Annotated in this window: 24 protein-coding genes; 12 read left to right on the top strand and 12 right to left on the bottom strand. The window is 70.2% G+C overall.

What is annotated here, in order from left to right:
- Positions 1-108: 108 nt before the first annotated feature.
- Complete coding sequence (locus tag ACYVGQ_RS11755) at positions 109-1,089, top strand: FKBP-type peptidyl-prolyl cis-trans isomerase (RefSeq protein ID WP_460784792.1); 981 nt, start codon at positions 109-111, stop codon at positions 1,087-1,089.
- 38 nt (positions 1,090-1,127) lie between these two features.
- Positions 1,128-2,210 carry a 1-deoxy-D-xylulose-5-phosphate reductoisomerase gene (gene dxr / locus ACYVGQ_RS11750; protein ID WP_460784791.1) on the top strand — a complete coding sequence of 361 codons (1,083 nt, stop codon included), beginning with the start codon at positions 1,128-1,130 and terminating at the stop codon, positions 2,208-2,210.
- Positions 2,211-2,604: 394 nt separating this feature from the next.
- On the opposite strand, the gene ACYVGQ_RS11745 is transcribed toward dxr, so the two are convergent.
- The 3 genes from ACYVGQ_RS11745 to ACYVGQ_RS11735 form a co-directional block, all read right to left on the bottom strand.
- Entirely contained in the window at positions 2,605-4,203 is a 1,599-nt protein-coding gene (locus ACYVGQ_RS11745) for a Mur ligase family protein (RefSeq protein ID WP_460784790.1), read from the bottom strand.
- A 193-nt stretch (positions 4,204-4,396) separates the two neighbouring features.
- Entirely contained in the window at positions 4,397-5,083 is a 687-nt protein-coding gene (locus tag ACYVGQ_RS11740) for a YcnI family copper-binding membrane protein (protein ID WP_460784789.1), read from the bottom strand.
- 125 nt (positions 5,084-5,208) lie between these two features.
- Positions 5,209-5,769 carry a hypothetical protein gene (locus ACYVGQ_RS11735; RefSeq protein ID WP_460784788.1) on the bottom strand — a complete coding sequence of 187 codons (561 nt, stop codon included), beginning with the start codon at positions 5,767-5,769 and terminating at the stop codon, positions 5,209-5,211.
- A gap of 51 nt (positions 5,770-5,820) precedes the next feature.
- Here ACYVGQ_RS11735 and ACYVGQ_RS11730 point away from each other — a divergent pair, with 51 nt between their 5' ends.
- A complete protein-coding gene (locus tag ACYVGQ_RS11730; RefSeq protein ID WP_460784787.1) occupies positions 5,821-7,137 on the top strand; it encodes a M50 family metallopeptidase in 1,317 nt (438 codons plus the stop codon).
- Positions 7,138-7,503: 366 nt separating this feature from the next.
- On the opposite strand, the gene ACYVGQ_RS11725 is transcribed toward ACYVGQ_RS11730, so the two are convergent.
- Complete coding sequence (locus ACYVGQ_RS11725) at positions 7,504-9,378, bottom strand: anthranilate synthase family protein (RefSeq protein WP_460784786.1); 1,875 nt, start codon at positions 9,376-9,378, stop codon at positions 7,504-7,506.
- A gap of 206 nt (positions 9,379-9,584) precedes the next feature.
- Between ACYVGQ_RS11725 and ispG the strand changes: the two genes are divergently transcribed.
- The 5 genes from ispG to ACYVGQ_RS11700 all read left to right on the top strand — a co-directional run bounded on the left by ispG (position 9,585) and on the right by ACYVGQ_RS11700 (position 13,435).
- Positions 9,585-10,715, top strand: a complete 1,131-nt coding sequence (ispG, locus tag ACYVGQ_RS11720; RefSeq protein ID WP_460784854.1) for a flavodoxin-dependent (E)-4-hydroxy-3-methylbut-2-enyl-diphosphate synthase — start codon at positions 9,585-9,587, stop codon at positions 10,713-10,715.
- A 7-nt stretch (positions 10,716-10,722) separates the two neighbouring features.
- Complete coding sequence (locus tag ACYVGQ_RS11715) at positions 10,723-11,331, top strand: SIMPL domain-containing protein (protein WP_460784785.1); 609 nt, start codon at positions 10,723-10,725, stop codon at positions 11,329-11,331.
- 12 nt (positions 11,332-11,343) lie between these two features.
- Entirely contained in the window at positions 11,344-11,676 is a 333-nt protein-coding gene (locus tag ACYVGQ_RS11710) for a nuclear transport factor 2 family protein (protein ID WP_460784784.1), read from the top strand.
- Entirely contained in the window at positions 11,676-12,548 is an 873-nt protein-coding gene (locus ACYVGQ_RS11705) for an alanyl-tRNA editing protein (protein WP_460784783.1), read from the top strand. Before ACYVGQ_RS11710 ends, ACYVGQ_RS11705 begins: the two co-directional genes overlap by 1 nt.
- Before the next feature lie 245 nt (positions 12,549-12,793).
- Positions 12,794-13,435 (top strand): hypothetical protein, encoded by a 642-nt coding sequence (locus ACYVGQ_RS11700; RefSeq protein ID WP_460784782.1) that lies wholly within the window; start codon positions 12,794-12,796, stop codon positions 13,433-13,435.
- Positions 13,436-13,442: 7 nt separating this feature from the next.
- On the opposite strand, the gene ACYVGQ_RS11695 is transcribed toward ACYVGQ_RS11700, so the two are convergent.
- The 8 genes from ACYVGQ_RS11695 to ACYVGQ_RS11660 form a co-directional block, all read right to left on the bottom strand.
- Positions 13,443-14,291, bottom strand: coding sequence for a phosphotransferase (locus ACYVGQ_RS11695; RefSeq protein ID WP_460784781.1), 849 nt, complete (start codon positions 14,289-14,291; stop codon positions 13,443-13,445).
- Positions 14,288-15,706 (bottom strand): RNB domain-containing ribonuclease, encoded by a 1,419-nt coding sequence (locus ACYVGQ_RS11690; protein WP_460784780.1) that lies wholly within the window; start codon positions 15,704-15,706, stop codon positions 14,288-14,290. The genes ACYVGQ_RS11695 and ACYVGQ_RS11690 overlap by 4 nt, the downstream gene beginning before the upstream one ends.
- 89 nt (positions 15,707-15,795) lie before the next feature.
- Positions 15,796-17,505: an asparaginase domain-containing protein gene (locus ACYVGQ_RS11685; RefSeq protein ID WP_460784779.1), complete on the bottom strand. Its 1,710-nt coding sequence runs from the start codon at positions 17,503-17,505 to the stop codon at positions 15,796-15,798.
- On the bottom strand, positions 17,502-18,770 hold the full coding sequence (locus ACYVGQ_RS11680; RefSeq protein WP_460784778.1) for an MFS transporter: 1,269 nt from the start codon (positions 18,768-18,770) through the stop codon (positions 17,502-17,504). The genes ACYVGQ_RS11685 and ACYVGQ_RS11680 overlap by 4 nt, the downstream gene beginning before the upstream one ends.
- The gene (locus ACYVGQ_RS11675; protein WP_460784777.1) at positions 18,767-19,411 is read right to left on the bottom strand and encodes a cysteine hydrolase family protein; all 645 of its coding nucleotides are present in this window, start codon (positions 19,409-19,411) and stop codon (positions 18,767-18,769) included. Before ACYVGQ_RS11675 ends, ACYVGQ_RS11680 begins: the two co-directional genes overlap by 4 nt.
- A gap of 34 nt (positions 19,412-19,445) precedes the next feature.
- Positions 19,446-20,471: an ABC transporter substrate-binding protein gene (locus tag ACYVGQ_RS11670; protein WP_460784776.1), complete on the bottom strand. Its 1,026-nt coding sequence runs from the start codon at positions 20,469-20,471 to the stop codon at positions 19,446-19,448.
- Between the two features lie 61 nt (positions 20,472-20,532).
- Positions 20,533-21,420 (bottom strand): ABC transporter permease, encoded by an 888-nt coding sequence (locus ACYVGQ_RS11665; protein WP_460784775.1) that lies wholly within the window; start codon positions 21,418-21,420, stop codon positions 20,533-20,535.
- Positions 21,420-22,259 (bottom strand): ABC transporter ATP-binding protein, encoded by an 840-nt coding sequence (locus tag ACYVGQ_RS11660; protein ID WP_460784774.1) that lies wholly within the window; start codon positions 22,257-22,259, stop codon positions 21,420-21,422. Before ACYVGQ_RS11660 ends, ACYVGQ_RS11665 begins: the two co-directional genes overlap by 1 nt.
- A 137-nt stretch (positions 22,260-22,396) precedes the next feature.
- On the opposite strand from ACYVGQ_RS11660, the gene ACYVGQ_RS11655 reads away from it, so the two are divergent.
- From ACYVGQ_RS11655 to ACYVGQ_RS11640, 4 genes are all read left to right on the top strand, one after another.
- Entirely contained in the window at positions 22,397-23,116 is a 720-nt protein-coding gene (locus tag ACYVGQ_RS11655; protein ID WP_460784773.1) for a GntR family transcriptional regulator, read from the top strand.
- Between the two features lie 54 nt (positions 23,117-23,170).
- Complete coding sequence (locus ACYVGQ_RS11650; RefSeq protein ID WP_460784772.1) at positions 23,171-23,941, top strand: isocitrate lyase/PEP mutase family protein; 771 nt, start codon at positions 23,171-23,173, stop codon at positions 23,939-23,941.
- A gap of 66 nt (positions 23,942-24,007) precedes the next feature.
- Positions 24,008-25,762, top strand: coding sequence for a proline--tRNA ligase (locus ACYVGQ_RS11645; protein ID WP_460784771.1), 1,755 nt, complete (start codon positions 24,008-24,010; stop codon positions 25,760-25,762).
- 4 nt (positions 25,763-25,766) lie between these two features.
- Complete coding sequence (locus ACYVGQ_RS11640; RefSeq protein WP_460784770.1) at positions 25,767-26,798, top strand: LOG family protein; 1,032 nt, start codon at positions 25,767-25,769, stop codon at positions 26,796-26,798.
- Positions 26,799-26,811: the final 13 nt, after the last annotated feature.

The raw sequence follows: 26,811 nt of genomic DNA, 5'->3' as shown, positions 1-26,811 counted from the left end.
TACCGGAATGAAATGCGAACGCGCCGTGGGGCGCCGTGTCTCCCAGCAGGGGCAAAGGCGGATGCGCCAGGATGGGGAGGTTCCGGCCCACTATCGCGAGGTATCACTGTGCGCACTCGTCCGATCGTCCTGCTCTCCACCGTCGCCGCTGCGACCCTGCTGCTGGCGGGCTGCAGCGGAAGCGGGTCTCCCGAGAGCACGAGCACCCCGGAGGCGACCACGGCATCCGACTGCCTGTTCGACGCCCCCTCCGGTGCGGGCTCCGACGCCGTCGCGGTGGAGGGAGAGGGCGCCACGGCGAGTGTCACGGTCCCCGCCGACACGGAGGTCACCGAGGTGGAGCGCACGGTGATCAAGGAGGGCGACGGAGAGGACCTGCACGGGGGAGATCTCGTGTCGCTGCGCTATCAGCTCATCGATGCGGCCACCTCCGAGGTCCTCGAGACGTCCGAGCGCGGACCGGAAGGCATCCTCCCCGCGCTGCTGAGCACGGGGGCGACGCAGCAGCAGAACGTCGATCTCACCCAGGAGTTCGCCTTCACGGCGGCGGTGGAGTGCCTGCCGCTCGGTTCCCATGTCGTCCTCGTCGTCCCGTCCTCCAGTGAGGATCAGAATCCCAGCATCCTCTACGTCGAGACGATCGATCTCCTGCCCACCGTGGCGACGGGAGAGGCGGTCGCCCCCGTCGAGGGGATGCCGACGGTCGAGCTCGACGACGACGGCGCGCCGACCATCACGATCCCGGATGCGGACGCCCCGGCCGAGACCGAGGTCGCCGTCCTGGAACAGGGCGATGGCGCGACGGTCGGCGCGGGCGACCTCGTCACCGTGCAGTACCGCGGCGTGAAGTGGAGCGACGGCGAGGAGTTCGACTCCAGCTGGGGCCGTGGCGCGCCCGCGCAGTTCCAGACGACCGGCGTCGTCACCGGCTTCCAGAAGGCGCTCGAGGGGCAGAAGGTCGGATCCCAAGTCCTCGTGACGATGACCCCGGCCGACGGCTACGGGGCCGAGCCGTCCGACTCCAACGAGCTCGCGGGGGAGTCGCTCGTCTTCGTCGTGGACATCCTGGGAACCACCCCCGTGCTGTGACCGCGGGACGCGGCCGGCACACGGCCTAGGCTGTGAGCATGCGTCGCGTCATCATCCTCGGTTCCACCGGTTCGATCGGCACTCAGGCTCTCGACGTCATCCGAGCCAATCCGCGCAGATTCGAGCTGGTCGGCATCGCGGCAGGAACGAACGCGGAGCTGCTGACGGAGCAGGCCGACGCCTTCCGGGTCGAGCACACCGCACTCGGTGCGGCGGCGGCCGAGCAGCTGGTGCGCGATGTCGACGCGGACGTGGTCCTGAACGCCATCACGGGGTCGATCGGGCTCGGATCGACGCTTGCCGCGCTCGAGAGCGGACGAACGCTCGCGCTCGCGAACAAGGAGTCGCTGATCGTCGGTGGCGAGCTGGTGAAGGCGGCAGCGGCGCCGGGTCAGATCGTCCCGGTGGACTCCGAGCACTCCGCCCTCGCACAGGCGTTGCGCTCCGGAGGCAGGGACGAGGTCCGCAGGCTCGTGGTGACGGCGTCGGGAGGACCGTTCCGCGGACGCACCCGCGATGAGCTCGCGGGCGTCACGCCCGCCCAGGCGCTCGCGCATCCCACCTGGGACATGGGCCGCGTCGTCACGACCAACTCTGCGACGCTCGTCAACAAGGGGCTCGAGGTCATCGAGGCCCATCTGCTCTTCGACGTCGACTACGACGATATCGAGGTGGTCGTTCATCCGCAGTCGATCGTGCACTCGATGGTCGAGTTCATCGACGGATCCACGATCGCGCAGGCGTCGCCGCCGGACATGCGGCTGCCGATCTCGCTCGGCCTGGACTGGCCGGATCGTGTCGGCGGAGTCGGTCGCCCGCTGGACTGGACGCAGGCGACCAGCTGGACGTTCGAGCCGCTCGACGACACGGCCTTCCCGGCGGTCGCTCTGGCCAAGAGCGTCGGTCGCGCCGGATCCACCTATCCGGCGGTGTACAACGCGGCCAACGAGCAGGCCGTGGATGCCTTCCACGAGGGCCGCCTGCCGTTCCTCGGGATCGTGGATGCGATCGCGGCCGTCGTCGATGCGCACGAGCCGCCGGAGAAGCTGAGCATCGAGTCGCTCGGCGAGGCGGAACGCTGGGCGCGCGAGCGCGCCGACGGCATCATCGCGGAGGCGTAGCTCCGTTCAGCGTGCGGGCTGGGCGCGGGGTTCCTTCTCCTTCCTCTTCTTGTTCGTTGAGCGAGCCCGTTCTCTCTTCCGTTCGTTGAGCGAGCCCTTCCCCTTTCCGTTCGTTGAGCGAGCCGGAGGCGAGTCGAAACGGGTCTTGCGGACGGTGCGTTTCGACTCGGTCGCTCCGCGTCCTCGCTCAACGTGCGGGAGGCGGGTCGCCCGGGACGGTTCCCTTTCGTTCGTTGAGCGAGCCCTTCCCCTTTCCGTTCGTTGAGCGAGCCGGAGGCGAGTCGAAACGGGTCTTGCGGTCGGGGCGTTTCGACTCGGTCGCTGCGCGTCCTCGCTCAACGTGCGGGGTGTGGGTGTTGAGCGAGCCGGAGGCGAGTCGGAACGCGTCCCTCGCTCAGCGAGCGTGCGGGTGGGGTGCCGGGGCGACCGGCCACCCGGCATCCGCCAGCGCGCTGCGGGCCAGCTCACGCGCGGAGAAGGGGGTGCGGACGCCGTCGATCTCGCGGTAGTCCTGGTGCCCTGGCCCCGCCCACAGGATCGCGTCGCCGTCGCCGAGCATGCCCACGGCGGCACGGATCGCATCCTCCGGCGCCGGGTGCTCGTAGATCTCCGCGTCGGAACCCGCGCTGCGAGCACCCGCCAGGAGCGCTGCGCGGATCGGCGCAGGCTCCTCGTAGCGCGGATGATGGTCGGTGACGATGACGATGTCCGCGCCCTCTGCGGCGATGCGCCCCATCGCCGGTCGCTTGAGCGTGTCGCGATTCCCGGAGGCGCCGAACATCATCAGCACCTTTCCCGGCGTGATCTTCCGCACCGCGGCCAGGGTCTTCTCGAACGAGTCCGGCGTGTGCGAGAAGTCGATGTACACGGCGGGCCCGCGCTCCCCGGACACGAGTTCGGTGCGGCCCGGCAGATTCGCGTCGAGGCGTCCATCGCGCTCCAGGGCGACGGCGATGTCCTCGAAGGCGTATCCGCCCTCCACCAGCATCGCGATCGCGAGACCGGCATTGGCTGCCATGTGCGGACCGATCACACCGATCGAGGTCGTGGCCTCCGCCCCCTCGGGGGAGCGGACGGCGAATCGGGTTCCCCGCTGATCCTCGGAGAGGATGCGCACCGTCCAATCGGCGCCCGCCGCGGCATCCGGATCGGCCGCCAGCTGCGGTGCGCCGACAGTGACGACGGGTATCTCCGAGCGGCGCACGACGTTCCAGCCGGAAGCGGTGTCCACGCACACGACGCCGCGCCGTGCGCGGTCGGGACGGAACAGCGCCAGCTTCGCCTCGAAGTAGGTCTCGAGGTCCCCGTAGTCGTCGAGGTGGTCATGGGTGAGGTTCGTGAAGCCCGCGACGTCGAAGACGAGGCCGTCCACGCGGTGGCGTGACAGTGCCTGGGCGCTCACCTCGACCGCGACGGCCTCGACGTGCCGCTCGCGCATGAGGGCGAGCAGCGCGTGCAGCTCCGACGACTCCGGCGTGGTCAGCCGCGACACGATCGTCCGGCCCGCGATGTGCCGCTCCGCCGTCGAGCTGAGACCGGTGATGACGCCCAGCTGGCGGAGGAGGCCCTCGAGGATGTGCGAGACGCTCGTCTTGCCGTTCGTGCCCGTGGTGCCGAACAGCACCGGGAGATCGGCATCCGTGCCGTACAGCCAGGCGCTGATCCCGCCGAGAACGGCGCGCGGGTCCTCGGTCACGAGCAGGGGAAGGCCCGTGGCGCGCGCGATCTCGGACCCGGCGACGTCCGTGAGGATGGCCACGGCGCCCTTCTCCGCGGCGTCCTGCGCGAACTCCGCGCCGTGCCGCCGCGCTCCGCGGATGCCGGTGAAGATCTCCCCGGCTCGCAGATCGGCGGTGGCGAGGGTGATCCCGCGGACGACCACCCCGTCCGGCTCGCCCTGCACGTCCAGTCCGAAGCGCTCGGCGAGTTCTGCGAGGAGACGTCGGGGCGGCTCGTCCGGTCTGAGGACGGGAGGAAGAGGTGCGGTGCTCATGGCGAGACCAGTTTCTCACGTGCCCGCCTCGACATACGTCGAGGCGGGCGGTGCCGAACTCCTGCAGGTCGGAAGAGCGGATGCGCCTATGGCTGTTACGGGGACGGCATCCGCAGATTCTTCAGGAGTTCGGCACGCTGCCGACAGCAGCCGGCTGCGCGGAGGGAGGCGAGCACGCCTCCCTCCGCGCAGCTCAGGCGCGGCGGCGGTATGCCAGGATCGCGACCGCCAGCGCCGCGATGCCGGCGACCAGGCCGCCCGCGCCGAGCGCGACGGGCAGGACCGGCTCGCTCGTCGAAGCGTCGGCCGAGGCATCGTTCGCAGCGCCGTCGGATGCCTCCTGCTCATCGTGCCCGGCATCCGTCGATGTCGAGGCAGCGGCCAGGCTCACGACCGGGGCCGGCGAATCCAGCTCGTGCGGGTCCTGACCGTCCTCGGCGATCTCGGTCCACTCGTTCACACCCGTCTCGCACTGCTGCTCGACGGGGAAGGCGAACGAGTCCGGCGCGTCCTCGATCGGGCTGACCTGCATGCTGACGGCGCCGCGCAGTCCGCTCTCGACAGGAGAGACGGCCGTGTAGGTGACGGCGGTCACCAGGCCGTCCTCCGCGCTCCGCTCGACGGCGATGTCCCAATCCCCGTCGGCGGTGGGGGAGACCGAGGCGAGACCCTCCGGCATGGTGATGCGCAGGGCTGTGGTCGGGGACTCCTCGCAGCCGTGAGTGAAGGAGAAGGTCAGGACGGTCGCGGCGTCCGGTTCGAGGGCATCGGGACTGACGCCGACGTGCGCCGAGGCGAGCGCGGGAACGGCGAGGGCGAGTCCGGTGCCGAGGACTGCGGCGATGGCCGTTCGGCGAAGGTTCTGGGTGGTGCGGGACATGATTGTTCTCCTGAATCCTGATGTGCAGGCGCCGCGGATGTGCGGTCGTCCGATGATCTGCGTTCGCGCGGACGCGCGACGGCAGGGCGCACGAGCACCGGCTGCCCGATGGGGTGCGTCCGGATTCAGACGGAGGGAGGTCCTCGCCGGGAGACTGCGGGGCCGAGCGGAGCGAGTGTGACGGTCAGGACGGGCGATGCCGGGATGCCGGGCACGTCGTGACGCGCGGGGACCGCCGGCAGCAGCCGCAGCAGGCGGGCCTGCACCCACGCGCCGACGCCGCGCAGCATCCGCTCGCCGTGCCAGAGCAGGACGGCGGTGAGGGCGGCGGCGCAGAGATGCGAGAGGAGCATCGGCGCATCGGGCAGGGCGGTCGCGACGACGGGGCCGAGCACGAGCTCGTGACTGTGCGGAGGGGCGGCGGTCGTCGTCATCGTGGCGCCGAGCACGTGGAAGAGCACGTGGAAGACGAGCTGCGCGAGCACCACGGTCACCGCCGTGCGGGCGGGCGAAGGGCGGCGGCCGATCAGTGCGGCCGCGAGGGGGACCAGCAGGACGGACACCGCGACGACGAGCAGCGGATGCGGAGGCATCCCCCCGCCGACCGTGTGCGAGACGGCGGCCAGGATCGTCGCGGAGGAGGACGCGGCGGCAGCGCGGAGGAGTCTGAGCTGCCTGGTGGTCACGGCACAAGTCTATTCAGCGGATTCCTCGCTCCGAGCCAGTACGGTGATCTGGTGGAAATCCTGCTCTACGTGGCCGGCATCCTGTTCATGCTCGTCGGCCTCGGCGTCTCGATCGGGCTGCATGAGATCGGTCACCTCCTCCCGGCGAAGCTGTTCGGCGTGCGCGTCGGGCAGTACATGATCGGCTTCGGGCCGCGCCTCTGGTCGAAGCGCATCGGCGAGACCGAGTACGGCTTCAAGGCGCTCCCCGTCGGCGGCTTCATCTCGATGTCCGGGATGTATCCCGCATCGTCGTCGGGGAGGCCGGCGCGAGGGGTGTTCCGCGCTCTCGTCCAGGACGCCCGCTCCGCGAACGACGAGACGATCGCGGAGGGCGATGAAGATCGCGTCTTCTACCGGCTGCCGGTCTACAAGCGCGTCATCGTGATGCTCGGCGGGCCCGTGATGAACCTCGTCCTCGGCATCCTGATCTTCACCGTGCTCGCGTCGGGGATCGGCCTGCAGCAGGGGACCACGACGATCGCCTCCGTCAATCAGTGCGTGCTGCCCGCCGGAACGACGCAGACCGAGTGCGAGGCGGGCGACCCGCCGACCCCTGCCGCGGAGGCGGGGGTCCTCCCCGGAGACGTGCTGGTCTCCATCGACGGCACCGCGGTGTCGACCTTCGCCGAGGCGACCGAGATCGTGCAGGCCTCCGCCGGCGAGACGCTGGCCCTGGTCGTGCGGCGCGACGGCGAGGACGTCACCCTCGCGATCACGCCGATCTCCGCGGAGAGGACGCTGACGGACGCCTCCGGCCGGCCGCTCGTCGACGAGGAGGGCGAGGAGCGGGTCGCCGAGGTCGGCTATGTCGGCATGGCGTCCCAGATGGGCTTCGTGCCGCAGCCGATCGGGACCGGCTTCGAGCAGACGATGTACACGGCCGGTCGCGTGACGAGCATGATCGCGACCCTGCCGGTGCGTCTGTGGGACGTCGCCGTTTCGACCTTCACGGGCGGTGAGCGCGACCCGGACGGACCGCTCAGCGTCGTCGGCGTCGGCCGGATCGCCGGCGAGGTCGCGGCGACGGATGCGCCGGTGCTGAACCGTTTCGTGGTGCTGTTGAATCTGCTGGGCTCGCTCAACGTCGCGCTGTTCGTCTTCAACCTGATCCCGTTGCTCCCGCTGGACGGCGGTCACATCGTCGTCGCGCTGTGGGACGGTCTTCGTCGCGCCTGGGCGAAGATCTTCCGCCGTCCGCCCCCCGCGCCGGTCGATGCGACCCGTCTCGTGCCGCTCACAGTCGTCGTGGCGACGCTGCTCATCGCGATGGGCGCGCTGCTCCTCATCGCGGACCTGTTCAACCCGGTCGACGTCTTCGGCGGCTGAGCGGCCGGAGGGCTCAGCGGTGGGGCGTTTCGACTCGCCTTCGGCTCGCTCAACGAGCGGGGAAGTGGGGCCGCCAGCGGGGCGGGTGTTCTTCCGTTCGTTGGGCGAGGACGCTCAGCGGTGGGGCGTTTCGACTCGCCTTCGGCTCGCTCAACGAGCGGGGAAGTGGGGCGGGTGTTCTTCCGTTCGTTGGGCGAGGACGCTTAGCGGTGGGGGTTTCGACGCGCCTTCGGCTCGTTCACCGGGCGGGATAGGCGGGCTTTGCCGGCGGGGCGGGTATTCTTCCGTTCGTCGAGCGAGGACGCGCAGCGCCCGAGTCGATACGCAGCTTCCGGGGGTGCTTCGACGAACCGGCGGGTGACGTTGTCAGGCCAGGGCGTGGGCGACGAGGCGCTCCAGCGTCCGGATGCCGTCGCGGGAGAGGATCGACTCGAGGTGTCCCTGCACGCTCGCCACACGCGGACCGCGCAGCGCGTACACGTCGCCGGTGGAGGCATCCGCCGAGATCTCGATGTCGCCGATCAGGGTCGTCCCGGCGGGCACCCGGGCGGTGAAGGTGTTGTAGAAGCCGATCGAGGCGTCCTCCCCGAACACCGGGACGGTCTTCTGCAGCCCCTGATGCGGGCTGTCCAGCGCCGTGAGCGCGATGCCGATCCGGTCGGCGAGGATCTGATGGCTCAGGCACACCGCGACGAGCGGGCGCCCCTGTTCGAGGCGACGGGCGACGAGTCCGCGCATGCGCGCGATGCGCGGGCTCGTCTCGTCGCGCGGATCGCCCGGACCAGGGCCCGCGATGACCACGTCGGCGGCGTCGGCGTCTGCATCCTGCGCCTCGTTCCAGGGAAGGATGCGGACATCGAGGCCCAGGTGGCGCAGTTGATGCGCGAGCATCGTCGTGAACCGGTCCTCGGCGTCGACGACGAGGGCCGAGCGCCCGGAGAAGGGGCCGAGCGAGCCGTCGGACTGCGGGTCCAGCCAGAACTCGGCCAGTCGTGCATTGCGTGAGGCCAGGAGGTCGGCGACGTCAGGGTCGGCGGCGAGGTCCGCCGCGGGCGCCGGGGCGTCGGCATCCGTCACCGGCGTCGTCTCCCGGTCGATCGCACCGATCGCCCCGAGGACGCCCGCCGCCTTGCCGTGCGTCTCGCTGACCTCGCCGTGCGGGTCGGAGTGCCGCACGAGGGTCGCGCCGACAGGGACGCGCAGAGCACCGTCGCCGACGTAGACGGTGCGGATGAGGATCGGGGCGTCGAGGTCATGACCGCCGTGATCGTTCGGCGTGAAGAGGGCGGCGACGCCGGAGTAGTAGCCGCGCGGCCTCCGCTCATGACGGCGGATCACGGAGCAGGCGTTCTGCATCGGCGATCCGGTCACCGTCGGCGCGAACATCGTCTCGCGCAGGATGTCGCGCGGATCGAGCCGGCTGGATCCGCGGAGCATGTACTCGGTGTGGGTCAGCCGGGACATCTGCTTGAGGTGCGGACCCGTGATGCGGCCGCCGTCCGAGCAGACGGCGCTCATCATCTTGAGCTCCTCGTCGACCACCATGAAGAGCTCCTCGGTCTCCTTCGTGGAGGAGAGGAAGTCCACCAGCGTCTCCTTGGTGGCGCCGCCGGACGGATGCCGGAACGTGCCCGAGATCGGGTTCATGGTGACGATGCCGTCCTGCGCGACGACGTGCGCCTCCGGACTCGCGCCGACGGCGATGTGCCCGGGGGTGACGACGGCGAACGTCCAGTACGCGCCGCGCTCGTGCTCCAGGAGCGCCCGGAACCAGGTCAGCGCCGCCGTGCGGTCGTCGCCGTCGAAACGGGCCGTGTAGTCGCGGCGGATGACGAAGTTGGCTCCTTCGCCCCGGCCGATCTCGTCGGCGATCACCCTCTCGACGGTCGCCGCGTAGTCGTCGTCGGAGATGTCGAAGCCGGCATCGTGCAGAGGCACGGTCTCGCTCGGGAGCGCGGCGATGAGATCCGCGGCGGCGATGCGCTCATGAGCGTCGACGAGAAGGCAGCGCAGCGGCGTGCCGTCGTCCTGAGCCTCGAACCCGCGCTCGCGCACCTGGCGGTACGGGACGAGTGCGAAGACCTCTTGGGGGCGTCCGCCCGCGGCCAGAGGGATGTCGGCGAGCAGATCGACGTCCACGATCCCACCGGTGAGCAGTTCGACGCTCTCGGCGCCGTCCCGCGCGATGAGCACGAAGGACGCGCTCGGGTCGGCGGTGAGCTCGGCGAGCTTTGTGATCATCGAAATCTCCTGAGGATCGGGCATCCGGCTCGGCTCAAGGAAAAGACCGCCCCGGAGGCGGTCTGGATTCGTGCGAACGCGAAGACACCGCCTAGGAGGCGGGCCACCAGCTGATGCACATGCGCCGAAACTATCACACTGCGCACATCCAGCCTCACCGCGTGTCGGCGGCGTAATCTTGAAGCGTGCCTGCAGTCAATCTTGGGATGCCGCGTGTCCCCGAAGTCCTGAGCCCCCGCCGCAAGTCCCGGCAGATCCGGGTCGGCAAGGTCCTCGTCGGCGGCGACGCTCCCGTCAGCGTCCAGTCCATGACGACGACGAAGACGACCGACATCAACGGGACCCTTCAGCAGATCGCCGAGCTCACGGCATCCGGCTGCGAGATCGTCCGCGTCGCGGTGCCATCCCAGGACGATGCGGACGTGCTGCACATCATCGCGAAGAAGAGCCAGATCCCGGTCATCGCCGACATCCACTTCCAGCCGAAGTACGTGTTCCAGGCCATCGACGCAGGGTGCGCCGCCGTGCGCGTCAACCCGGGGAACATCCGCAAGTTCGACGATCAGGTCGGCGCGATCGCGAAGGCCGCACAGGATGCCGGCGTGTCCCTGCGCATCGGCGTGAACGCCGGGTCGCTCGATCGGCGCCTGCTCGAGAAGTACGGCAAGGCCACCCCGGAGGCGCTCGTGGAGAGCGCCGTGTGGGAGGCGTCGCTGTTCGAGGAGCACGACTTCCACGACTTCAAGATCTCGGTCAAGCACAACGACCCCATCGTGATGGTGAAGGCGTATCGTCAGCTCGCCGAGCGGGGTGACTGGCCGCTGCATCTGGGAGTGACGGAGGCAGGCCCCGCGTTCCAGGGCACGATCAAGTCGGCCACCGCCTTCGGCATCCTGCTGTCGGAGGGGATCGGGGACACGATCCGCGTCTCGCTGTCCGCTCCGCCCGCTGAGGAGGTCAAGGTCGGCCACCAGATCCTGCAGTCGCTGAACCTGCGCGAGCGCACGCTGGAGATCGTGTCGTGCCCGTCCTGCGGCCGCGCCCAGGTCGACGTCTACACCCTCGCCGAGAACGTCACCGAGGGGCTCAAGGACATGACGGTGCCGCTGCGCGTCGCCGTCATGGGCTGCGTCGTCAACGGCCCCGGTGAGGCGCGCGAGGCCGACCTCGGCGTCGCCAGCGGCAACGGCAAGGGACAGATCTTCGTGAAGGGCGAGGTCATCAAGACCGTCCCCGAGGAGGACATCGTCGCCACGCTGATCGAGGAGGCGAACCGCATCGCCGACGAGATGGGGCCGGACGCTCCGCTCGGCACCGCGCAGGTCGTCACGGCGTGATCCGACGATGACGATCATCGCCGTCGACGGGCTGGGGGAGCGGCACCTGCGGGCAGAGCGGGCAACCCTGACGGCCCGCGTGGCGATCGCCCACCGCGACCGCGCCTCCTCGATGGCCCAGGGCACGGCGCTGCATGCGCGGATCGCTCAGCGCGCCGCGCAGCTGCGTCAGGAGGGCGCGGCGACGTGGCACTCGGTCGACCCGCTGGTCACGAGCATCCGGACGTGGACGGACAAGGACGGCAAGAAGCATCAGGATCACGTCACGAGCGGGACCATCCGGATCAAGCTCGGCCGGCTCGAGCTGGTCGCCGACCTCGTCGCGGAGCTGGGCGGTCTCGGGGCCACCATGTCGACTGATTGGGCGTTGACGGAGGCGACCAAGCTCCGGGTCACGAAGGAGCTGCGTGCTGCGGCCGTGCGGGACGCGCGGGCGAAGGCCGACGATTTCGCCGCGGCGCTCGGCGCGACGGTGACGGCAGTCGTGCGGATCGCCGAATCCGGCGGTCATGCTCCCGCGGGACTTCGCGGAGCTGCCGGTGGGCAGCAGGAGGAGCTCACGATCCCCGAGATCACCGTGCGCGTCGGCGTCGTCGGCGAGTACGAGACGGACTGAGAAGGAGACACCATGCCCGACATCCCCCTGCCCGCGCCGGTCCAGGCGCTCGTCGATGCGATCAACCGTGCCGACACCGAGGCATTCGTCGCCGCGTTCGCTCCTGAGGGGTTCGTCAGCGATTGGGGCACCGTCAAGGTCGGTCCGGAAGGCGTCCGCGATTGGGCGGCCACCGACGCGATCGGCGCCGGAGCCCGGATGACGGTGCTGTCCGCCGAGACCTCGGGTGACACGACCCGTATCCGGTTCGGCTGGACCAGCAGCGTGTTCAACGGCGAGTCCGACGGCATCTTCATCGTCGCGGGCGACAAGCTGGCGAGCTTCACGATCCCCCCGAATCACTGATGGGGGCGACGAAGGTCACGTTCGCGTCGGGCGAGATCTCCGGACACGGGACCATCACGCGCATCGGAAGGACACCGGACGGCACGGTGGTCGTCGTCGACGAGACACCCTTCCACCCGGTGGATCACACCTGGCCGGATCAGCCCGGGGACAGCGGAGTCATCCGCGTCGGCGGAACCGAGGTTCCGGTCGTCGAGGCTGTGATGGCCGCGGTCTCCGACGAGGGCGTCCTGGCGGTGGGATCGGAGATCCCGGTCAAGAGAGGCGCGGAGGGCTGGACGTGGCTGGTCGGCCATCTGATCGGGGACGTCGTGCCCGCGAGCCTGGTCGAAGGGGCCGAGGCCGAGCTCGCCGTCGATGAGGAGCGTCGTGCCGGGCTCAGCCGCGGGCACACCGCCTGCCATCTGGCGTCCCTGGCGCTCGACCTCGCCGTCGCCGAGCTGTGGCGCAAGGATCCAGGATCGGATGCTCTGGGCAATCCGGACTTCGAGGGGCGTGCGAATCAGTCGAGTCGTATCTCCGCCGACAGGAGCGTCGACGACTATCGGCTCGGCAAGAGCCTTCGGCGAGCGGGCTTCGACTCGGAGACGTTCGCGACGACGCTCGGCGAGCGGGAAGCCGCGATCAACGCCCGACTCGCGGAGTGGGTCGCCTTCGGCGCTCCCAGCCGCATCGTCACGGAGGGTCCGACGATCGTGGACCGCAGGATGTGGCAGTGCGAGCTGCCCGAGGGGAATGCGGAGATCCTCTGCGGCGGTACTCATGCGTCCTCGCTCTCGGAGTTCTCGGCGATCACGGTGACGCTGGATCTCGCCGATCCGCAGCTACTGGTCATGACGACGGTCGCGACGCCGTCGCCTCCTGGGGTATGACGGGGAAACCCGGTCGCGGAGGCATCGCCCCTGTCGAGCAGCAGGCGCCGGCTCACTTCGGTACCTCTATGAGCCCACCGAAGTACCGAACTGAGCCGGCATGGACGAGCCTTGACGTCGCAGGGGCGCCGGAGTGCCCCGTCTCGGCTCAGTACTCCGGCGCGACATCGTCGGGAGATGCGCCTGCGACGTCCTGAACGGCATCCCCCGGGGTATTGCGGTGCCCGCGGCTCGAGAACGGGGGCATGATGCAGGCGGTAGTGTCGACCGGCATGGAGCATGCCGAGCTGGTACGTCTCTACGGTCCCTGGCGGCCGAGATCCCCTCGGGACGTCGCCGCCTTCTTCCGCGGCTACCCCGGTCCATGGTGGATCGCCGGCGGCTGGGCGATCGAGGCGTTCACGGGGATCCACCGCCCTCACGGTGACATCGATCCGAGCATCCCGCGTGCGGACGTCGCCCTGCTGCAGGCCCAGACCATGGGTCTGTTCGACGTCTGGGCGGCGGACAAGGGCACGTTGACACCTCTGATCGGTTCCCGCGCACAGCAGCCGTCCACCTGCAGCAATCTCTGGCTCCGCCGGGACGGAGCCGCTCCATGGGAGTACGACGTCATCCTGATGGACATCGTCGATGACGTCTGGACCTATAAGCGGGATTCTCGCATCGCTCTTCCCGTGGACGAGATCCTCTGGGATCACGAAGGGCTGCGGTGGCTCCGGCCCGAGGTCCAGCTCCTCCACAAGGCGCCGGGGCTCCGCCCGCAGGACCGGCAGGACTTCGACTCCGCGGCGCCGTTGCTCGACACCGTTGCGCGAGAGTGGCTGCGCGAGGCCATGGAGCTCGCGCACCCCGGGCATCCCTGGATCGCTGCCCTCGCGCTCTGACGCGGCCTCAGAACGCCGCCAACGCCTCCGCCAGCATCCGGTGCCCCTGCGCCTCGAACTCCTCGTCGCCCACCTGGAAGGCCCAGCAGGCCGTGCCGATCGCCTCCTTGAGCGCCTCCAGGCGCCACTGGGCGGGATCCCGCGGATCCGGGCCATACCCTTCGAAGAAGGCCGCCTCGAGCTCGGGTCGGCTGCGCCACTGCTGCGCCGCCAGCCTGGTCAGGTCCGTCGCTGCGGGCCGGAAGGCGAAGCGTCCGAAGTCGATCACGCGCACGATGCCCTCGTCGATGAGCCAGTTGCGGGGCTGCCAATCGCCGTGGGTCGGCACGGCGCGCGCCGTGCGCGACGGCGTCGTCTCCAGGATGCGCCGCGCCTCCCGCGCCATCGCGGGGTCCACGCGATTCGGCGTCTCGAACCAGGACAGCGCTCGCGCGGTCGTGCGCGCCTCGTAGTCGTCGTCCTCCCGTGCGGACTCAGCATGCAGCCGCCGCAGCAGCTCCCCGGCCTGACGGTGCGTGTCCTCGCGCAGCTCGGCATCCGTCCCCTCTACGAGGATTCCGGGAAGATGATCGAGGATCATCACGCGCAGCGCGGGCTCGGCATCGATGAGCCGGGCGGCATGCCCCGTCGCGATCAGCCCCGCCGTGTACATCGGATGCGCCGAGATCTCCCTGCCGACGTGGTGGTTGCTCGCATCGCCCGCCTTCACGACCGCATCGCCCTGCGAGGTGCGCACGTGCAGCACGATCGATTCCACGAGGCCCCAGGACATGTCCTCGACCAGTGAGGCATCCGGAAGGCGGGCGGCGGCCCATTCCCGCTGCGCAGGACTCAGCCGCGCATCCCACCCGCTCACACCGCGAACTCCAGCTCGCCCTTCGCGATCTCCGCCCGAACCAGCAGCAGGGAGACGACATCGCCGGGTCTCGCCCCTGCGGGCAGGGGTGCGGAGGCCGTCACCGCGGGATCCGCGATCTGCACCGTCGCGCGGCCGTTGTCGCGCACAGCGATGACCGAGGCGTCCAGCCTCGTGCCCACCCTCGGCGACAGCAGCGCCGCCTCCACGGCGTCGATCGTCGCCGCGTTCAGCTGCGAGGCCCGCTGTCCGGACGACTGCATGAGCCCTGGCAGCTCGCCGAGAGAGTCCCGCGCCCAGCCGGGCGCCTCCTCACCGTTCGACACCGCGAGGCAGATCGCGAGCGCCCATCGGTCGACGAGGCGGCGCAGGGGAGCGGTGGCGTGCGCATACGGCCCGGCGATCGCGGCCTGCTCGGTCTCCTCGGGCACCGTGCCGTCGAAGACGACATAGCCTGCGCCACGGAAGAGCGTCGCCGCCGCCTCCAGCACGGGCAGCGTCAGAGGATCGGTGCGGTCCAGCCCTCTCAGATAGTCGCCGTAACGGCCGGATGCCCACGGCCTTCCGAGCGCCTCGGTCTGTCGGCGGAACGCGGCGAACGCCTTCTCGTCCGGCTGCGGCATCGTGCGCAGCACGCCCACCTTCGCCTCGAGCATGAGCGATGCCGCCGCCATGCCGGTCATGAGGGACAACTGGGCGTTCCACTCCTCCACCGGCAGAGGGCTCCGGCGCTCGATCGCATAATCTCCTCCGGGGGAGCGGACGACCTCCTCGTCCGGCAGATTCAGGCTCGCCCCGCCTCGGATCCGCTCCTGCTCCAGGCGCAGCTCGCCGATCTCGCGCAGCAGGGCGGCGGGCGATTCCTCTCCGGCATCCAACGCACGCTGCACGGCGGCGTACTCCAGCTGCGCGCGGGAGCGGATCAGCGCCCGCTCCAGCCGGAAGCCTTCCACCGCCCCGTCCCCGGAGAGAGCGAAGGTCCACACGAGCGCCGGACGCTCCACACCCGGCAGCAGCGATGCGCGATCCTCGCTGAGCCCCCTCGGGTGCAGCGGGATCGAGCCGTCCGCGGCGTACAGGGTCTGCCCGCGTTCGCGAGCGGCGGCGTCCAGAGCACCGCCCGGGGCGACGAACGACGGGACGTCGGCGATCGCGTACCGCACCTGGAATCCGTCCCCGAGACGGGAGAGCTCGAAGGCCTGGTCGAGATCCTTCGAGCCGGGCGGGTCCAGGGTCGCGAACGGCACATCGCGCAGATCGAGCTCCGGTGCATCCGGCTGCACCGAGGACGCCTCGGCCAGCGCCTCGGGGGAGAACTCCGTCGGGGCGTCCAGCGACGCGCGCAGGGCGGCCAGCGCCTCGGCGAGCTCGCTCTGCGCGGCGGACGGGGCGACATGGGACCGGCGCTGAGGCATGATCCGAGACTAGTTGCACTCGTCGAGCGGGAGCGCTCGCCGCGGCGGTCGGCGGCCGACCGGATCGCGACGCCGCCGACCGCCGGCTCTCAGTGCGTGAGGAACAGCTCCTGATATCGGGCCACGGCGGCGGCGGTCGCCTCCCGCTCGGCCGGCGTCGGTGCCGCGGGGTCGGCCGCGACCGGGAGCGCGCCGAGCTTCATGAGGCTCGCCATGAGGAGCAGGCGTGCCTTGATCGCGGTGAGGTTCGAGCCGGCGATGGCGAACGGCGAAGGATCGGCGAAGCCCTCCGGGGTTCCGCGTCCGACCCGCACGACGGGGATGCCGCTGAACACCGCGCGCTGCAGCAGAGCCTCCGAGGCGCGCGAGGGGAACCGCCCGTAGGGCACGAGCCCCTCCGTCACGATCCCGGACAGGCGTCCGAGAGCGAGCTTGTGGTCGATGGCGGCCTGGAGGACAGGGAGGTCGTCAGGGCCGAGACCGTGCTCTTCGTCGAAGTACCCGCCCTCCTTGACGATCGACACGGAGGGGATCGCGTCGACCGTCAGCCGGCCTTCCTCGTCCTTGATCCGCACGGGGATCCTGGTCAGCGCTCCGCCGACCAGGGACACGGCGTCGACGGTCTCCGGCAGACGCGTCAGATTCACCTCCGAGCGGAAGGTGTGCTTGTACGCCGGCAGATACATGAGCGAGATGGCCCCGGTGTGGCTGGTCTGCCCCAGGATACCGCCGTGGCCGCCGGTGGCGCGGTAGTTGCCCGGCCTGGCGTCCGACTTGTAGACCTCCCGCGCCGCGAAGTACTGCTGCTCCTCGACCACGACCGCGCCCAGTCTGTTGCGGCCTTCGTCGTCCTTCCACCGGCCGGACTCGATGAGCGCGACGGAGTCCACGATGTTCTTCGGGCCGTCGTTGCTGATCATGCCCTGCGGTCGCTGTGCGGCGTTGCCGCAGATCGGCAGCGTCGTGTCGATGAGCAGGCTCAGCCAGTACGCGGTCTCCTCGACCTGCGGACTGCCCTGCGTCCAGATGAGGCCGTCGTACCGGCCGCTCGACGCGATGGCCTGCGTGTCGTTGGTGATCTTCGCCAGGGCGGGCCTGGCAGGGGCGCTGGCGAGGGTCACCGGCTTGTAGCCGTTGAAGTCGACGCCGCGCGTCTCCGGTGCGATGTCGCCGTCGCCGACATCGGTGCGCAGCTCGGCGGCGAGCCCCTGACGATACCCCGCGGGCGGCGCGACACGGTAGAAGTCGACGACGGCGCGCGAGGAGAGCGCGCTCGCCGTGCCGTCGTGCTCCACGCCCAGCCGGTCGATCTCCTCGAAGCTGCGAGATCCGTCCGGGAAGAAGCCCTGACGCGCCTGCGCCTCCGTGCCGTTCGGCGCGGCCATCTCGTCCTCCCAGGGGCCGCCGTCGGACTGCACGGCCATGTAGGGGAGCGGGTAGAGGCCGTCGTCCGGGCGGAGCTCCACCTCGTAGACGGGCGTGTCGGACTCGTCGACGGCCTCTGCGCGGAAGACGCCGTCGGCGCCGATGTAGCCGTCCGGCGGGCCGTACAGGTGCGCGGCCTCATGCTCGAGCGGATGCGCCGAGAACTGCTCCACGTAGACGGTCGCAGGAGCGGCGAGCCGCTGCGCGCGGAGGGCGTCGAACCGGAGCGGCGTGCCGCCGGCGTCCGTGCGCTCCGCGAGTCCGTGCTTGCGCCGCGCCTTGTTGGAGGTGACGAGCGGAGGGGTGTTCTGGATCGTCGCGGTCGGACCGCTCAGATGGGCGATGCGGACCTTGGGTCGAGGGGCGTCGGTCATGGCGTGGATGCTTTCTCGTGAGGGCGGGGGGACGCGGGGCGCTCGTCTTCGTCCGTGGGGCGCCGCCCTCGCCGGGGGAAGGCGAGCAGGAGCCCGCTGGTGAGGCCGACGGCTGCTGCGACACCGCCGACGGCGAGGAACGCCGTGCCGAGGGATGCGATGGCGGCGACGGCCCCGAAGGTCGCAGGGCTGGCGAGCAGCGCGGCCTGGTTGCCCATCGAGCGCAGTCCGGACGCGATGCCGAGACGCTCGACGGGGACCTCGTCGGAGAGCATCGACAGGGTCAGGGGCTGGGCGAAGCCGACCGCGAACCCGCTGCATGCGCTGACGACCAGCAGGAAGGCCATGTTCCCCGGAGCGATCACGACCAGGGTGACGCTGGCCGCCGCCGTGACGAGCACGAGACCGACCATGAGCGCTTGTCCCAGCCGGCGCAGCAGCACGGCGAAGAACGGCCGCGCCGCGAAGCCGGCGAGCGCTCCCGTGCTGAGCACGATGCCGATCTGCCACTGCTCGAGCCCGGCTCCCGAGAGCAGCACCGGCTGCCACGCGGTGCGGATGTCGTGGATCACGAGGGCGGTGAAGCTGGCGAGCACGGCGACGAGCACGGTGCGATTGCGCAGCATCCGGACGGCCTCGCGATAGGCGCCGAGCAGAGGCGCGGCGGTCCCCGTCCTCGTGACGGACGCCGGGGGCGCGACGGTCAGCGCCACGATCGTGAGCGCGGTGGCGAGGCCGACGTACGCGGCGAAGGCGAGCGTATGGCCGCCGAGGCTCTGCAGGCCGCCTCCCAGCGCGGGGCCGACGCTCTGGCCGAAGGCGACGAACAGGGAGAACGTGGCGATCCGCTTGGTCCTCGACTCCCGCGACTCGCCGTCGTCGCGCGGCATCGTGGCGAAGGTCTGGAGGCTCACCCAGCAGGCGAGCGTTCCGAAGCCCAGCACCACCTGGCTGGCGATCACCGCCGCGAGCGTCGGGATGAAGAGGAGGGCGCTGCCGGCGATCATGAGGGCGCCGCCGACCCGCAGGAGCCGGCGGCTTCCCCAGCGGTCCGTGATCGCGCCGATCAGGACGGCGAGGATGGTGGGGAAGATCGAGTAGGAGGCCAGCGCGATGCTCACCTCGGTCTCGGTCCCGCCGAGGTCGATCACGTGCGTCCCGATGAGGGGGCGGAGCATGGAGTGCGCGGTCCAGTACAGGATCCCGAGGACGGCGAAGGTCGCCGTCCCCGGGACTCGTCTGGTCCGCACGGCGCGGGCCGTCACGCCGCGATCGCCTGAGCCTGCGCGTCCCAGATCGCTGCGAGCCGGTCGCCGGTGACGACGGCGCCGAAGGTGCTCTGCACGTTCCGGACGGTCCCCGCGTGCAGCTCGGGAGCGTAGGCGGCGCAGCAGTCCTCCACGAGGGAGACGTGGTAGTCGAGGAACAGCCCGTCGCGCAGCGTCGACTCCACGCAGACGTTGGTGGCCACCCCGGTGAACAGGAGGGACTCGATCCCCGCTGTGCGCAGCACGACGTCGAGATCGGTGCCGGCGAACGCGGAGTACCTGTGCTTGACGACGACGTTCTCGCCCGGCAGGGGATCGACGACGTAGAAGTCGGCGCCCCAGGTTCCGGTCGCGCAGTTCGGCTGGTACGGGCGGACGTCGACATCTCCTGCGCGGGTGTTCCACACCGGGGAGTCGACGGTGAGGTCGTGCGTGGTCTGGATGAACACGACCTTCATGCCCTCCTCCCGCGCACGGGCGATGAGGGTCTGCAGGCGGGGCGCCATCTCGACCGCGGCCGAGACGTCGTTCCCCTTCTGCGCCGAGACCCCCTCCGGGTGGCAGAAGTCGTTCTGGACGTCGACCACGATCAGCGCGGCCTTCTCGGGCAGGAAGCGGGCATCGGAATAGGACGGCATGATTCTCTCCTTCGTGATGAGATGCGCTGCGCGGTCAGCAGCTGACGAACTGATCCGTCGCGACGGTGTCGAAGGACTGCGGCGTGGCGGAGTCGTCGAGGATCTGGCCGTTGCGAGCGACCTCGAGGTTCGTGTCGATCGCGTCCTCGGCGAGGCAGGTGCCCTCCCAGAGCGAGTCCGCATAGGCGCGATCGAGGGTCTGGGCGAGTGCCTCCGGCTCCATGGTCGGGAACTCGGCGGCGGCGAGCTCCGCCGCGTACTCGGGATCGGTCTCGATCAGCTCCTGACCCTTGGCGAGCGCATCGACGAAGCGCTGCACGAGCTCGGGATCGCCGTCGGCCGTCTCGCGTGGGATCACGATGGACGAGTAGGCGTACGGCCCGAGCAGCTCGAGCGGGTTCAGGAACGGCTCTCCCCAGAGCCCCTGCTGGATGCCGAGTCCGAGCTGCGGCTCCGCGACGACCGCGATGTCCGCGGCGTCCTGCTGGATCGTGGAAGGGATCGCGGATGAGTCCTCGACCTCGACCAGGTCGACGTCCTCGTCCGGGTCCAGCCCCTCCTGGATGAGGATGTGCCGGAGGATCGCATTGGGGGTGCCGCCGTAGCGTCCTCCGACGATCGTCTTGCCGCGGAAGTACTCGGCGAGGTCCTCATCGGGAGCAGGCTCCTCGCCCAGGGGAGCGACGAAGTAGACGTTGCCGCGGTTGACGACGTTCGCGACCGCGATGAGGTCGGCGCCCTTGACGTTGGCCACGGCGCCGGACTCGGCCCCGCCGATGAATCCGAACACCTCGCCGGCGAGCGTCGCGTTGACGTGGCCGCCGCCGGTGAGCGTGGTGACCTCGACGTTCAGGTCCGCGTTCTCGAAGAAGCCGGAGTCCTGCGCCGCGTACAGCGGCAGGTAGCCGACGCCGTGCACGGGCTCGGCGATCGTGAGGGTCGTGACGCCGTCGGCGTCCTCGGTGGCGCCCGACTCCGAAGGGGCGCAGCCGGCGAGGGCGAGCGCTGTGGCGCCGGCGGCGAGGAGGGCGAGGGCTCTGGCGGTGCGGGGGTGGTTCACGTGCGGTCCTTTCGGGGATGATGCAGGACTTTCGGGGATGGTGCGGGAGGTGCGACGGCGATCAGGAGACGTGCGACAGGCCCTTCAGCAGACGCTTCTCGAGCCAGGCGACGACGAGGTAGAGCACGGCGGAGAGCAGCGCGAGGGTGAAGACGCCGACCCAGATCAGGGCGATGTCGTAGGTGGACCCCGCGTACTGGATCATCCGGCCGAGTCCCTCGCGGGAGCCGATGTACTCTCCGACGACCGCGCCGGACAGCGCGAGCCCGATCGCGACGCGCAGGCTCGAGGCGACCCAGGGCAGCACGGAGGGGACGACGACTTTGACGAACACCTGCCAGCGGGACGCGCCGAGAGAGTACATGAGGGTCGTGAGGTCCTTGTCGACCGCGCGGACGGCGGCATAGGTGTTGAGGACCTGGATGACGATGACGAGGGCCGTGGCCATCGCGATCTTCGAGGAGATGCCGATGCCGAGCACGAGCACGACGATCGGCGCGAGGGCGAGCTTCGGCATCGCCTCGAAGGCGATCACCAGAGGCTCGGCGACGAGGGCGTACCGTCGGGACCACCAGAAGGACAGCCCGATGGCCACGCCGCCGACGACGCCGATGACGAAGCCCGCGAGGGTCGAGGTGAACGTGAAGCGGGCGTTGGCGAAGATCTCGCCGTTCTCGAAGGTGATGAGGGCGGTGTCCCAGATGCGGCTCGGGCTGCTCCAGAAGAACGCGTCGATGATGCCGGTGCGGGTGCCGAGCTCCCAGATCGCGAAGATCGCGACGACGACGCCGATGCGCAGGAGGTTCACGCTCCAGCTCGAAGGCTCCTTCGTCGTGCGGCGACGGCGGGGGATCGGCGACATGCGGATGCGCAGTTCGCCGAGGCGGGCGAGCGCGCCCACGGGCGTCTCGATCTTCGTGCTCGTCGGCGGGGTGTCGATGGCGACCATCAGTGATCCTCCTCTGCGACGCCGTCGCGGTGCGCGGCGTTGAGATACTCACGGGCTTCGGCCTTGAATCGGATGAACTCGTCGCTGGTGACGATCGAGGGCTTGCGGGGACGATCGAGGGTGACGTCGATCTCGGCGACGATGCGGCCGGGACGTGCCGACATGACGAAGGCGCGGTCCGACAGGTAGATGGCCTCGTCGATGTCGTGCGTGACGAACAGCACGGTCTTGCGGAAGTCGTCCCAGAGGTCGAGGAGCCACTCCTGCATCCGCTCCCGCGTCTGGGCGTCGAGGGCGCCGAAGGGCTCGTCCAGCAGGATGATGTCGCGGTTGAACAGGATCGTGCGCAGGAGCGCCGCACGCTGCTTCATGCCGCCGGAGAGCTGGCTGGGGTAGCGGTCGATGAAGTCGCCCAGGCCGTAGGTCTTCAGCAGGGGGCGCGCGATCGCCTGCGCCTCGCGCTTGCGGACCCCGCTGATCTCGAGCCCGAGCACCACGTTCTCCAGGATCGTCCGCCAGGGGAGCAGCAGATCCTTCTGGAGCATGTATCCGACGAGTCCCTGCTGCCCGGACCTGTCGACGCCGTCGATGATGATGCGCCCTTCGCTGGGCTCGTCGAGGCCGCCGATGAGGTTGAAGAGCGTGCTCTTGCCGCAGCCGCTCGGCCCGATCAGGGTGATGAACTCGCCGGCTCGCACCTCGAGGTTCGCGCCGACGAGCGCATCGACGGTGCCGCCGCCGGGCTTCGGGAATCGGCGGGAGACGTTCTCGACCACCAGTTGCGCACCGGTGGACAGCGGATCCGAGCCGGCGACGTCCCGGGTCAGTGACATGGTCATTGTGCCTCCGTGGGTGGAATCCATAATCTATAGATCTTTTTAGGCGAGTCATGTTTCCTGCCGCCTCTTGCTGCGTTACCGTCGCATTACAGATGTCTCGGTCGGCGTGCGCGGACCGCGCAGGCAGAGGAGGACGCATGTCGACGCAGGGAGCGCGGCCGGTGCAGACCACGCACGAATGGGTGCGCGACGGCATCCGGCGTGCGATCGTCGACGGGACGTACCCGCCGGGGGCGCCGTTGAAGCAGACCGAGCTCGCGGCCGCCTTCGGCACCAGCGTGACCCCGGTCCGGGAGGCCATGCGCGATCTCGTGGCCGAAGGCCTCGTCCAGTTCGACCCTCAGCGGATCGCGCGCGTGCGCAGCATCGACGTCGACGAGGCGGTGGAGATCTACGAGATGCGGCTGCTGCTCGAGCCGCTCGCCGTCAGCAGGGCGACCGCGCATGCGACGACGGCGGACATCGAGCGCTTCCGGGAGCTCGCCGCCGTCGCGGACGCCGCAGTCGACGATGCCGCCTGGCTCGCCGCCAACAGGGCGCTGCACCTCGAGATCATCGAGACCTCGCGCTCGCCGCAGCTGGCGGGCGTCCTCGGGAACCTGCGCCGGATCTCCGGGTTCTATCTGGGCGCCGTGATCCGCACGACGCCCATCGTTCGCGCGAAGAGCTCGGAGCAGCACAGCGCGCTCATCGACGCGATCGAGGCGGCGGACGGCCCGCGCGCGGCCGCGATCATGCGCGATCACATCTCGGTCTCTCATCCGCAGGCCCCCGAAGGGGATGTCACCACGGCATATCGGGAGCGCCTCCAGGGCGCGATGGCGTCGGGCGATCCCGGTCTCGGAGAGGTCTCCTGACCCGCATCGCGATCTTTCCGCCCATCCGGCCGCCAACGGCGTTAGCGTGTGAGCATGACCGTTGCAGAGAAGGCCGAGAGCCTCGTATCCCTCCACCGCGCACCGGAGATCCTCCGGGTCGTGAACGTGTGGGACGTCGTGTCCGCGCGGACCGTCGCCGCCCTCCCCGAGACGAAGGCGCTCGCCACGGCGGGACACTCCATCGCCGCGACCTACGGCTATCCGGACGGCGAGATCCCCCGCGAGCTCATGCTCGACATGGTGTCCCGCATCACGGCCGCCGTCGATCTGCCGGTATCCGCAGACCTCGACGACGGCTATGCGGACGCAGGGGAGACCACCCGCCTCGCGATCGCCGCCGGCGCGGTCGGCGCGAACATCGAGGACCGTCTGAAGCCGCTCGACGAGTCGGTCGCGAACGTCGAGGCGATCGTCAGGGCCGGTGAGGCCGAAGGCGTGGCCTTCGCGCTGAACGCGCGCACCGACGCCTTCGTCCGCGCAGGGGACCGGCCGGTCGAGGCCAGCATCGCCGATGCCGTCGAGCGCGGACGCGCCTATCTCGACGCCGGTGCCACGACCGTGTTCGTCCCCGGAATCCTGGACGCCGACGTCACCCGGCGGCTCGTCGAGGGCATCGGCGAGAACCGGATCAGCGTCATCGGCCTGCCCGGCGCTCTGACCGCCGCCGAGTACGAGGCCCTCGGCGTCGCGCGCATCTCCTACGGCCCGATGACCCAGCGCGTCGCGCTCACCGCCCTGCAGGATCTCGCGTCGACCCTCTACGCGGACGGCGTGATCCCCGCGACCACCCGCGCGCTGAACTGAGCCGGATCGGGCGGGCGGGGAGCCGCTCGCCCGATCGGCGCGCGAGGGACGCCCTAGACTTGGCCCGTGGTCACTCGTCTCTCGAACTTCTTCCTCCGCACGCTCCGCGAAGACCCGGCCGGCGCCGAGGTCGCGAGCCACAGGCTGCTCATCCGCGCCGGCTACATCCGCCCGCAGGCGGCGGGGATCTTCGCCTGGCTGCCGCTCGGCCTGCGCGTGAAGGCGAGGATCGAGACGGTGATCCGCGAGGAGATGGCCGCCGCGGGCGCGCAGGAGGTGCACTTCCCTGCACTTATGCCCCGCGAGGCCTATGAGGCCACAGGGCGCTGGGAGGAGTACGGCGACCTCCTCTTCCGCCTGCAGGATCGCAAGGGCGGCGACTACCTGCTCGCGCCCACGCACGAGGAGGCCTTCACGCTCCTCGTGAAGGACCTGTACTCCTCGTACAAGGATCTTCCGCTGACGATCTACCAGATCCAGGACAAGTACCGCGATGAGGCCCGCCCCCGTGCCGGTCTCCTGCGCGGTCGCGAGTTCACGATGAAGGACGCCTACTCCTTCGACTCCTCGGATGCGGGCCTCGATGCCAGCTATCAGGCGCAGCGCGACGCCTACGAGCGCATCTTCCAGCGCCTCGGGCTGGAGTACGCGATCGTGCAGGCGGATGCCGGGGCGATGGGAGGCTCGCGCAGCGAGGAGTTCCTGCATCCGACGCCGGTCGGCGAGGACACCTTCGTGCGCTCCGCCGGAGGGTACGCGGCGAACGTCGAGGCGTTCTCGACAGCGGTCCCCGCGCCCGTCGCCTTCGACGCCGACGCTCGGCCCGTGATCTTCGACTCCCCGGGCACGCCGACGATCGAGACGCTCGTCGTGCACTCCAACGCGGTGCTGGAGGGGGAGTACACCGCCGCGGACACGCTCAAGAACGTCGTCCTCGCGCTCACGCACCTCGACGGCACGCGGGAGCTCGTCGTCGTCGGGATCCCCGGCGACCGCGAGGTCGACGAGAAGCGCGCCGAGGTCGCCTTCGCCCCCGCCGAGGTCGGGACGGCGACGCCTGCGGACTTCGAGGAGAACCCGCTGCTCGTGAAGGGGTACATCGGCCCCTGGTCGCCCACGGGCGCCGTGCTCGGCGAGGAGTCCGCCACCGGCATCCGCTACCTCGTCGACCCCCGCGTGAGCGAGGGATCGAGCTGGATCACCGGGGCGAACATCGATCAGAAGCACGCGCACTCCGTCGTCGCAGGACGCGATTTCCTCGCCGACGGCGTGGTCGAGATCGCGAACGTGCGCGAGGGAGATCCGGCCCCCGACGGCTCCGGTCCCGTCGAGCTCGCCCGGGGCATGGAGATCGGCCATGTGTTCCAGCTCGGCCGGAAGTACGCCGAGGCGCTCGGACTGAAGGTGCTGGACGAGAACGGCAAGCTCGTCACGGTCACGATGGGCTCGTACGGCATCGGCGTGACCCGGATCCTCGCGATCATCGCGGAGCTCAACAACGACGACAAGGGGCTCATCTGGCCGGCATCCGTCGCGCCGTTCGACGTGCACGTGGTCGCGGCGGGCCGTGACCAGCTCGCCTTCGACGTCGCCGAGCGGGCGGCCGCCGAACTCGAGGCGGCCGGCCTCGACGTCCTCTACGACGACAGGCCCAAGGTCTCGCCGGGCGTGAAGTTCGGAGACGCGGAGCTCGTGGGCATCCCGCGGGTCCTCGTGGTGGGGCGCGGCGCGGCCGACGGCCAGGTCGAGCTGTGGGATCGGCGCACGGGTGATCGCGACGCCGTCGCCCTCGCCGACGCGATCGCGCGGCTGACGGCCTGATCGCATGGACGACGTGCAGTCGGATCCGATCGCCGAGGCGGTCGATCGGCTGATCGAGGACGCCGGAATCACGGGGAACCGCTCGCTCATCCGGCGCATCCTCGGAGCGGGCGTCCTCCTGGGACAGGACCGCACCGAACGGCTGAACCTGAAGATCGCATCGTCCGCCCTCGCCGAGATGCGCGACGCCTTCCGGCTGTTCCAGCCCTATGCGGGCGTTCCGAAGGCGACCGTCTTCGGTTCCGCGCGCACCAGGCCGGATGATCCGCTGTACGTCCAGGCGAAGGCGGCGGCCGCCGAGCTGGCCGCCCGCGGGTGGATGGTCGTCACCGGCGCCGGGCCGGGGATCATGCAGGCCGCGGCCGAGGGAGCGGGGGACCGGATGGCGCTCGGCGTCTCGATCCGCCTGCCGTTCGAGGAGAAGCCGAACGCCGTCGTCGCGAAGAGCGAGCAGTCGGTCGAGATGAAGTACTTCTTCACGCGCAAGCTCATGCTCGTGAAGGAGTCGAGCGGCTTCATCTGCCTGCCGGGCGGCTTCGGGACCATGGACGAGATGTTCGAGCTGCTCACCCTGCAGCAGACCGGCAAGGCCGAGCCCACCCCGATCGTGCTGCTGGACGCGCCGGGCGGGACCTTCTGGCACGGCCTGAAGAGATTCGTCGACGAGCAGCTGATCCCGGTCGGCGTCATCTCCGCCGACGACTTCGACCGCGTGCTCGTGACGGACTCCGCCGAGCAGGCGGTCGCGGAGATCACCGGCTTCTGGCGCAACTACGCCTCGCTGCGCTGGGTCGACGACGTGCTCGTGCTGCGGCTGAGGAACGCGCCGACGGATGCCGAGATCGACGCGCTGAACGCCGACTTCGCCCCCTTCGTCGCCTCCGGCCGCATCGAACGGACCGACCCGCTCCCCGTCGAGGTCTCGGATCGCGACGAGCTCGACCTGCCGCGGCTGGCGCTGCGGCTGCGTCAGCGCGAGGTCGGAGGCCTCTACCGGCTCATCGACGCCGTGAACGCGCTCGACTCGGCCCGCTGAGCGTCCGAATGCC

This window comes from Microbacterium tumbae, from assembly GCF_054780175.1.
This window is presented reverse-complemented; position numbering and strand designations above follow the sequence as displayed.

What these genes read in the sequence shown, in the direction of transcription:
- ACYVGQ_RS11740 (WP_460784789.1), bottom strand. Translation starts at nt 5,083, where the DNA reads ATGTCCCGCACCACCCAGAACCTTCGCCGAACGGCCATCGCCGCAGTC.
- ACYVGQ_RS11655 (WP_460784773.1), top strand. Translation starts at nt 22,397, where the DNA reads ATGTCGACGCAGGGAGCGCGGCCGGTGCAGACCACGCACGAATGGGTG.
- ACYVGQ_RS11715 (WP_460784785.1), top strand. Translation starts at nt 10,723, where the DNA reads ATGACGATCATCGCCGTCGACGGGCTGGGGGAGCGGCACCTGCGGGCA.
- ACYVGQ_RS11710 (WP_460784784.1), top strand. Translation starts at nt 11,344, where the DNA reads ATGCCCGACATCCCCCTGCCCGCGCCGGTCCAGGCGCTCGTCGATGCG.
- ACYVGQ_RS11685 (WP_460784779.1), bottom strand. Translation starts at nt 17,505, where the DNA reads ATGACCGACGCCCCTCGACCCAAGGTCCGCATCGCCCATCTGAGCGGT.
- dxr (WP_460784791.1), top strand. Translation starts at nt 1,128, where the DNA reads ATGCGTCGCGTCATCATCCTCGGTTCCACCGGTTCGATCGGCACTCAG.
- ACYVGQ_RS11665 (WP_460784775.1), bottom strand. Translation starts at nt 21,420, where the DNA reads ATGGTCGCCATCGACACCCCGCCGACGAGCACGAAGATCGAGACGCCC.
- ACYVGQ_RS11690 (WP_460784780.1), bottom strand. Translation starts at nt 15,706, where the DNA reads ATGCCTCAGCGCCGGTCCCATGTCGCCCCGTCCGCCGCGCAGAGCGAG.
- ACYVGQ_RS11700 (WP_460784782.1), top strand. Translation starts at nt 12,794, where the DNA reads ATGATGCAGGCGGTAGTGTCGACCGGCATGGAGCATGCCGAGCTGGTA.
- ACYVGQ_RS11650 (WP_460784772.1), top strand. Translation starts at nt 23,171, where the DNA reads ATGACCGTTGCAGAGAAGGCCGAGAGCCTCGTATCCCTCCACCGCGCA.
- ACYVGQ_RS11660 (WP_460784774.1), bottom strand. Translation starts at nt 22,259, where the DNA reads ATGACCATGTCACTGACCCGGGACGTCGCCGGCTCGGATCCGCTGTCC.
- ACYVGQ_RS11705 (WP_460784783.1), top strand. Translation starts at nt 11,676, where the DNA reads ATGGGGGCGACGAAGGTCACGTTCGCGTCGGGCGAGATCTCCGGACAC.
- ACYVGQ_RS11745 (WP_460784790.1), bottom strand. Translation starts at nt 4,203, where the DNA reads ATGAGCACCGCACCTCTTCCTCCCGTCCTCAGACCGGACGAGCCGCCC.
- ispG (WP_460784854.1), top strand. Translation starts at nt 9,585, where the DNA reads ATGCCGCGTGTCCCCGAAGTCCTGAGCCCCCGCCGCAAGTCCCGGCAG.
- ACYVGQ_RS11725 (WP_460784786.1), bottom strand. Translation starts at nt 9,378, where the DNA reads ATGATCACAAAGCTCGCCGAGCTCACCGCCGACCCGAGCGCGTCCTTC.
- ACYVGQ_RS11675 (WP_460784777.1), bottom strand. Translation starts at nt 19,411, where the DNA reads ATGCCGTCCTATTCCGATGCCCGCTTCCTGCCCGAGAAGGCCGCGCTG.
- ACYVGQ_RS11640 (WP_460784770.1), top strand. Translation starts at nt 25,767, where the DNA reads ATGGACGACGTGCAGTCGGATCCGATCGCCGAGGCGGTCGATCGGCTG.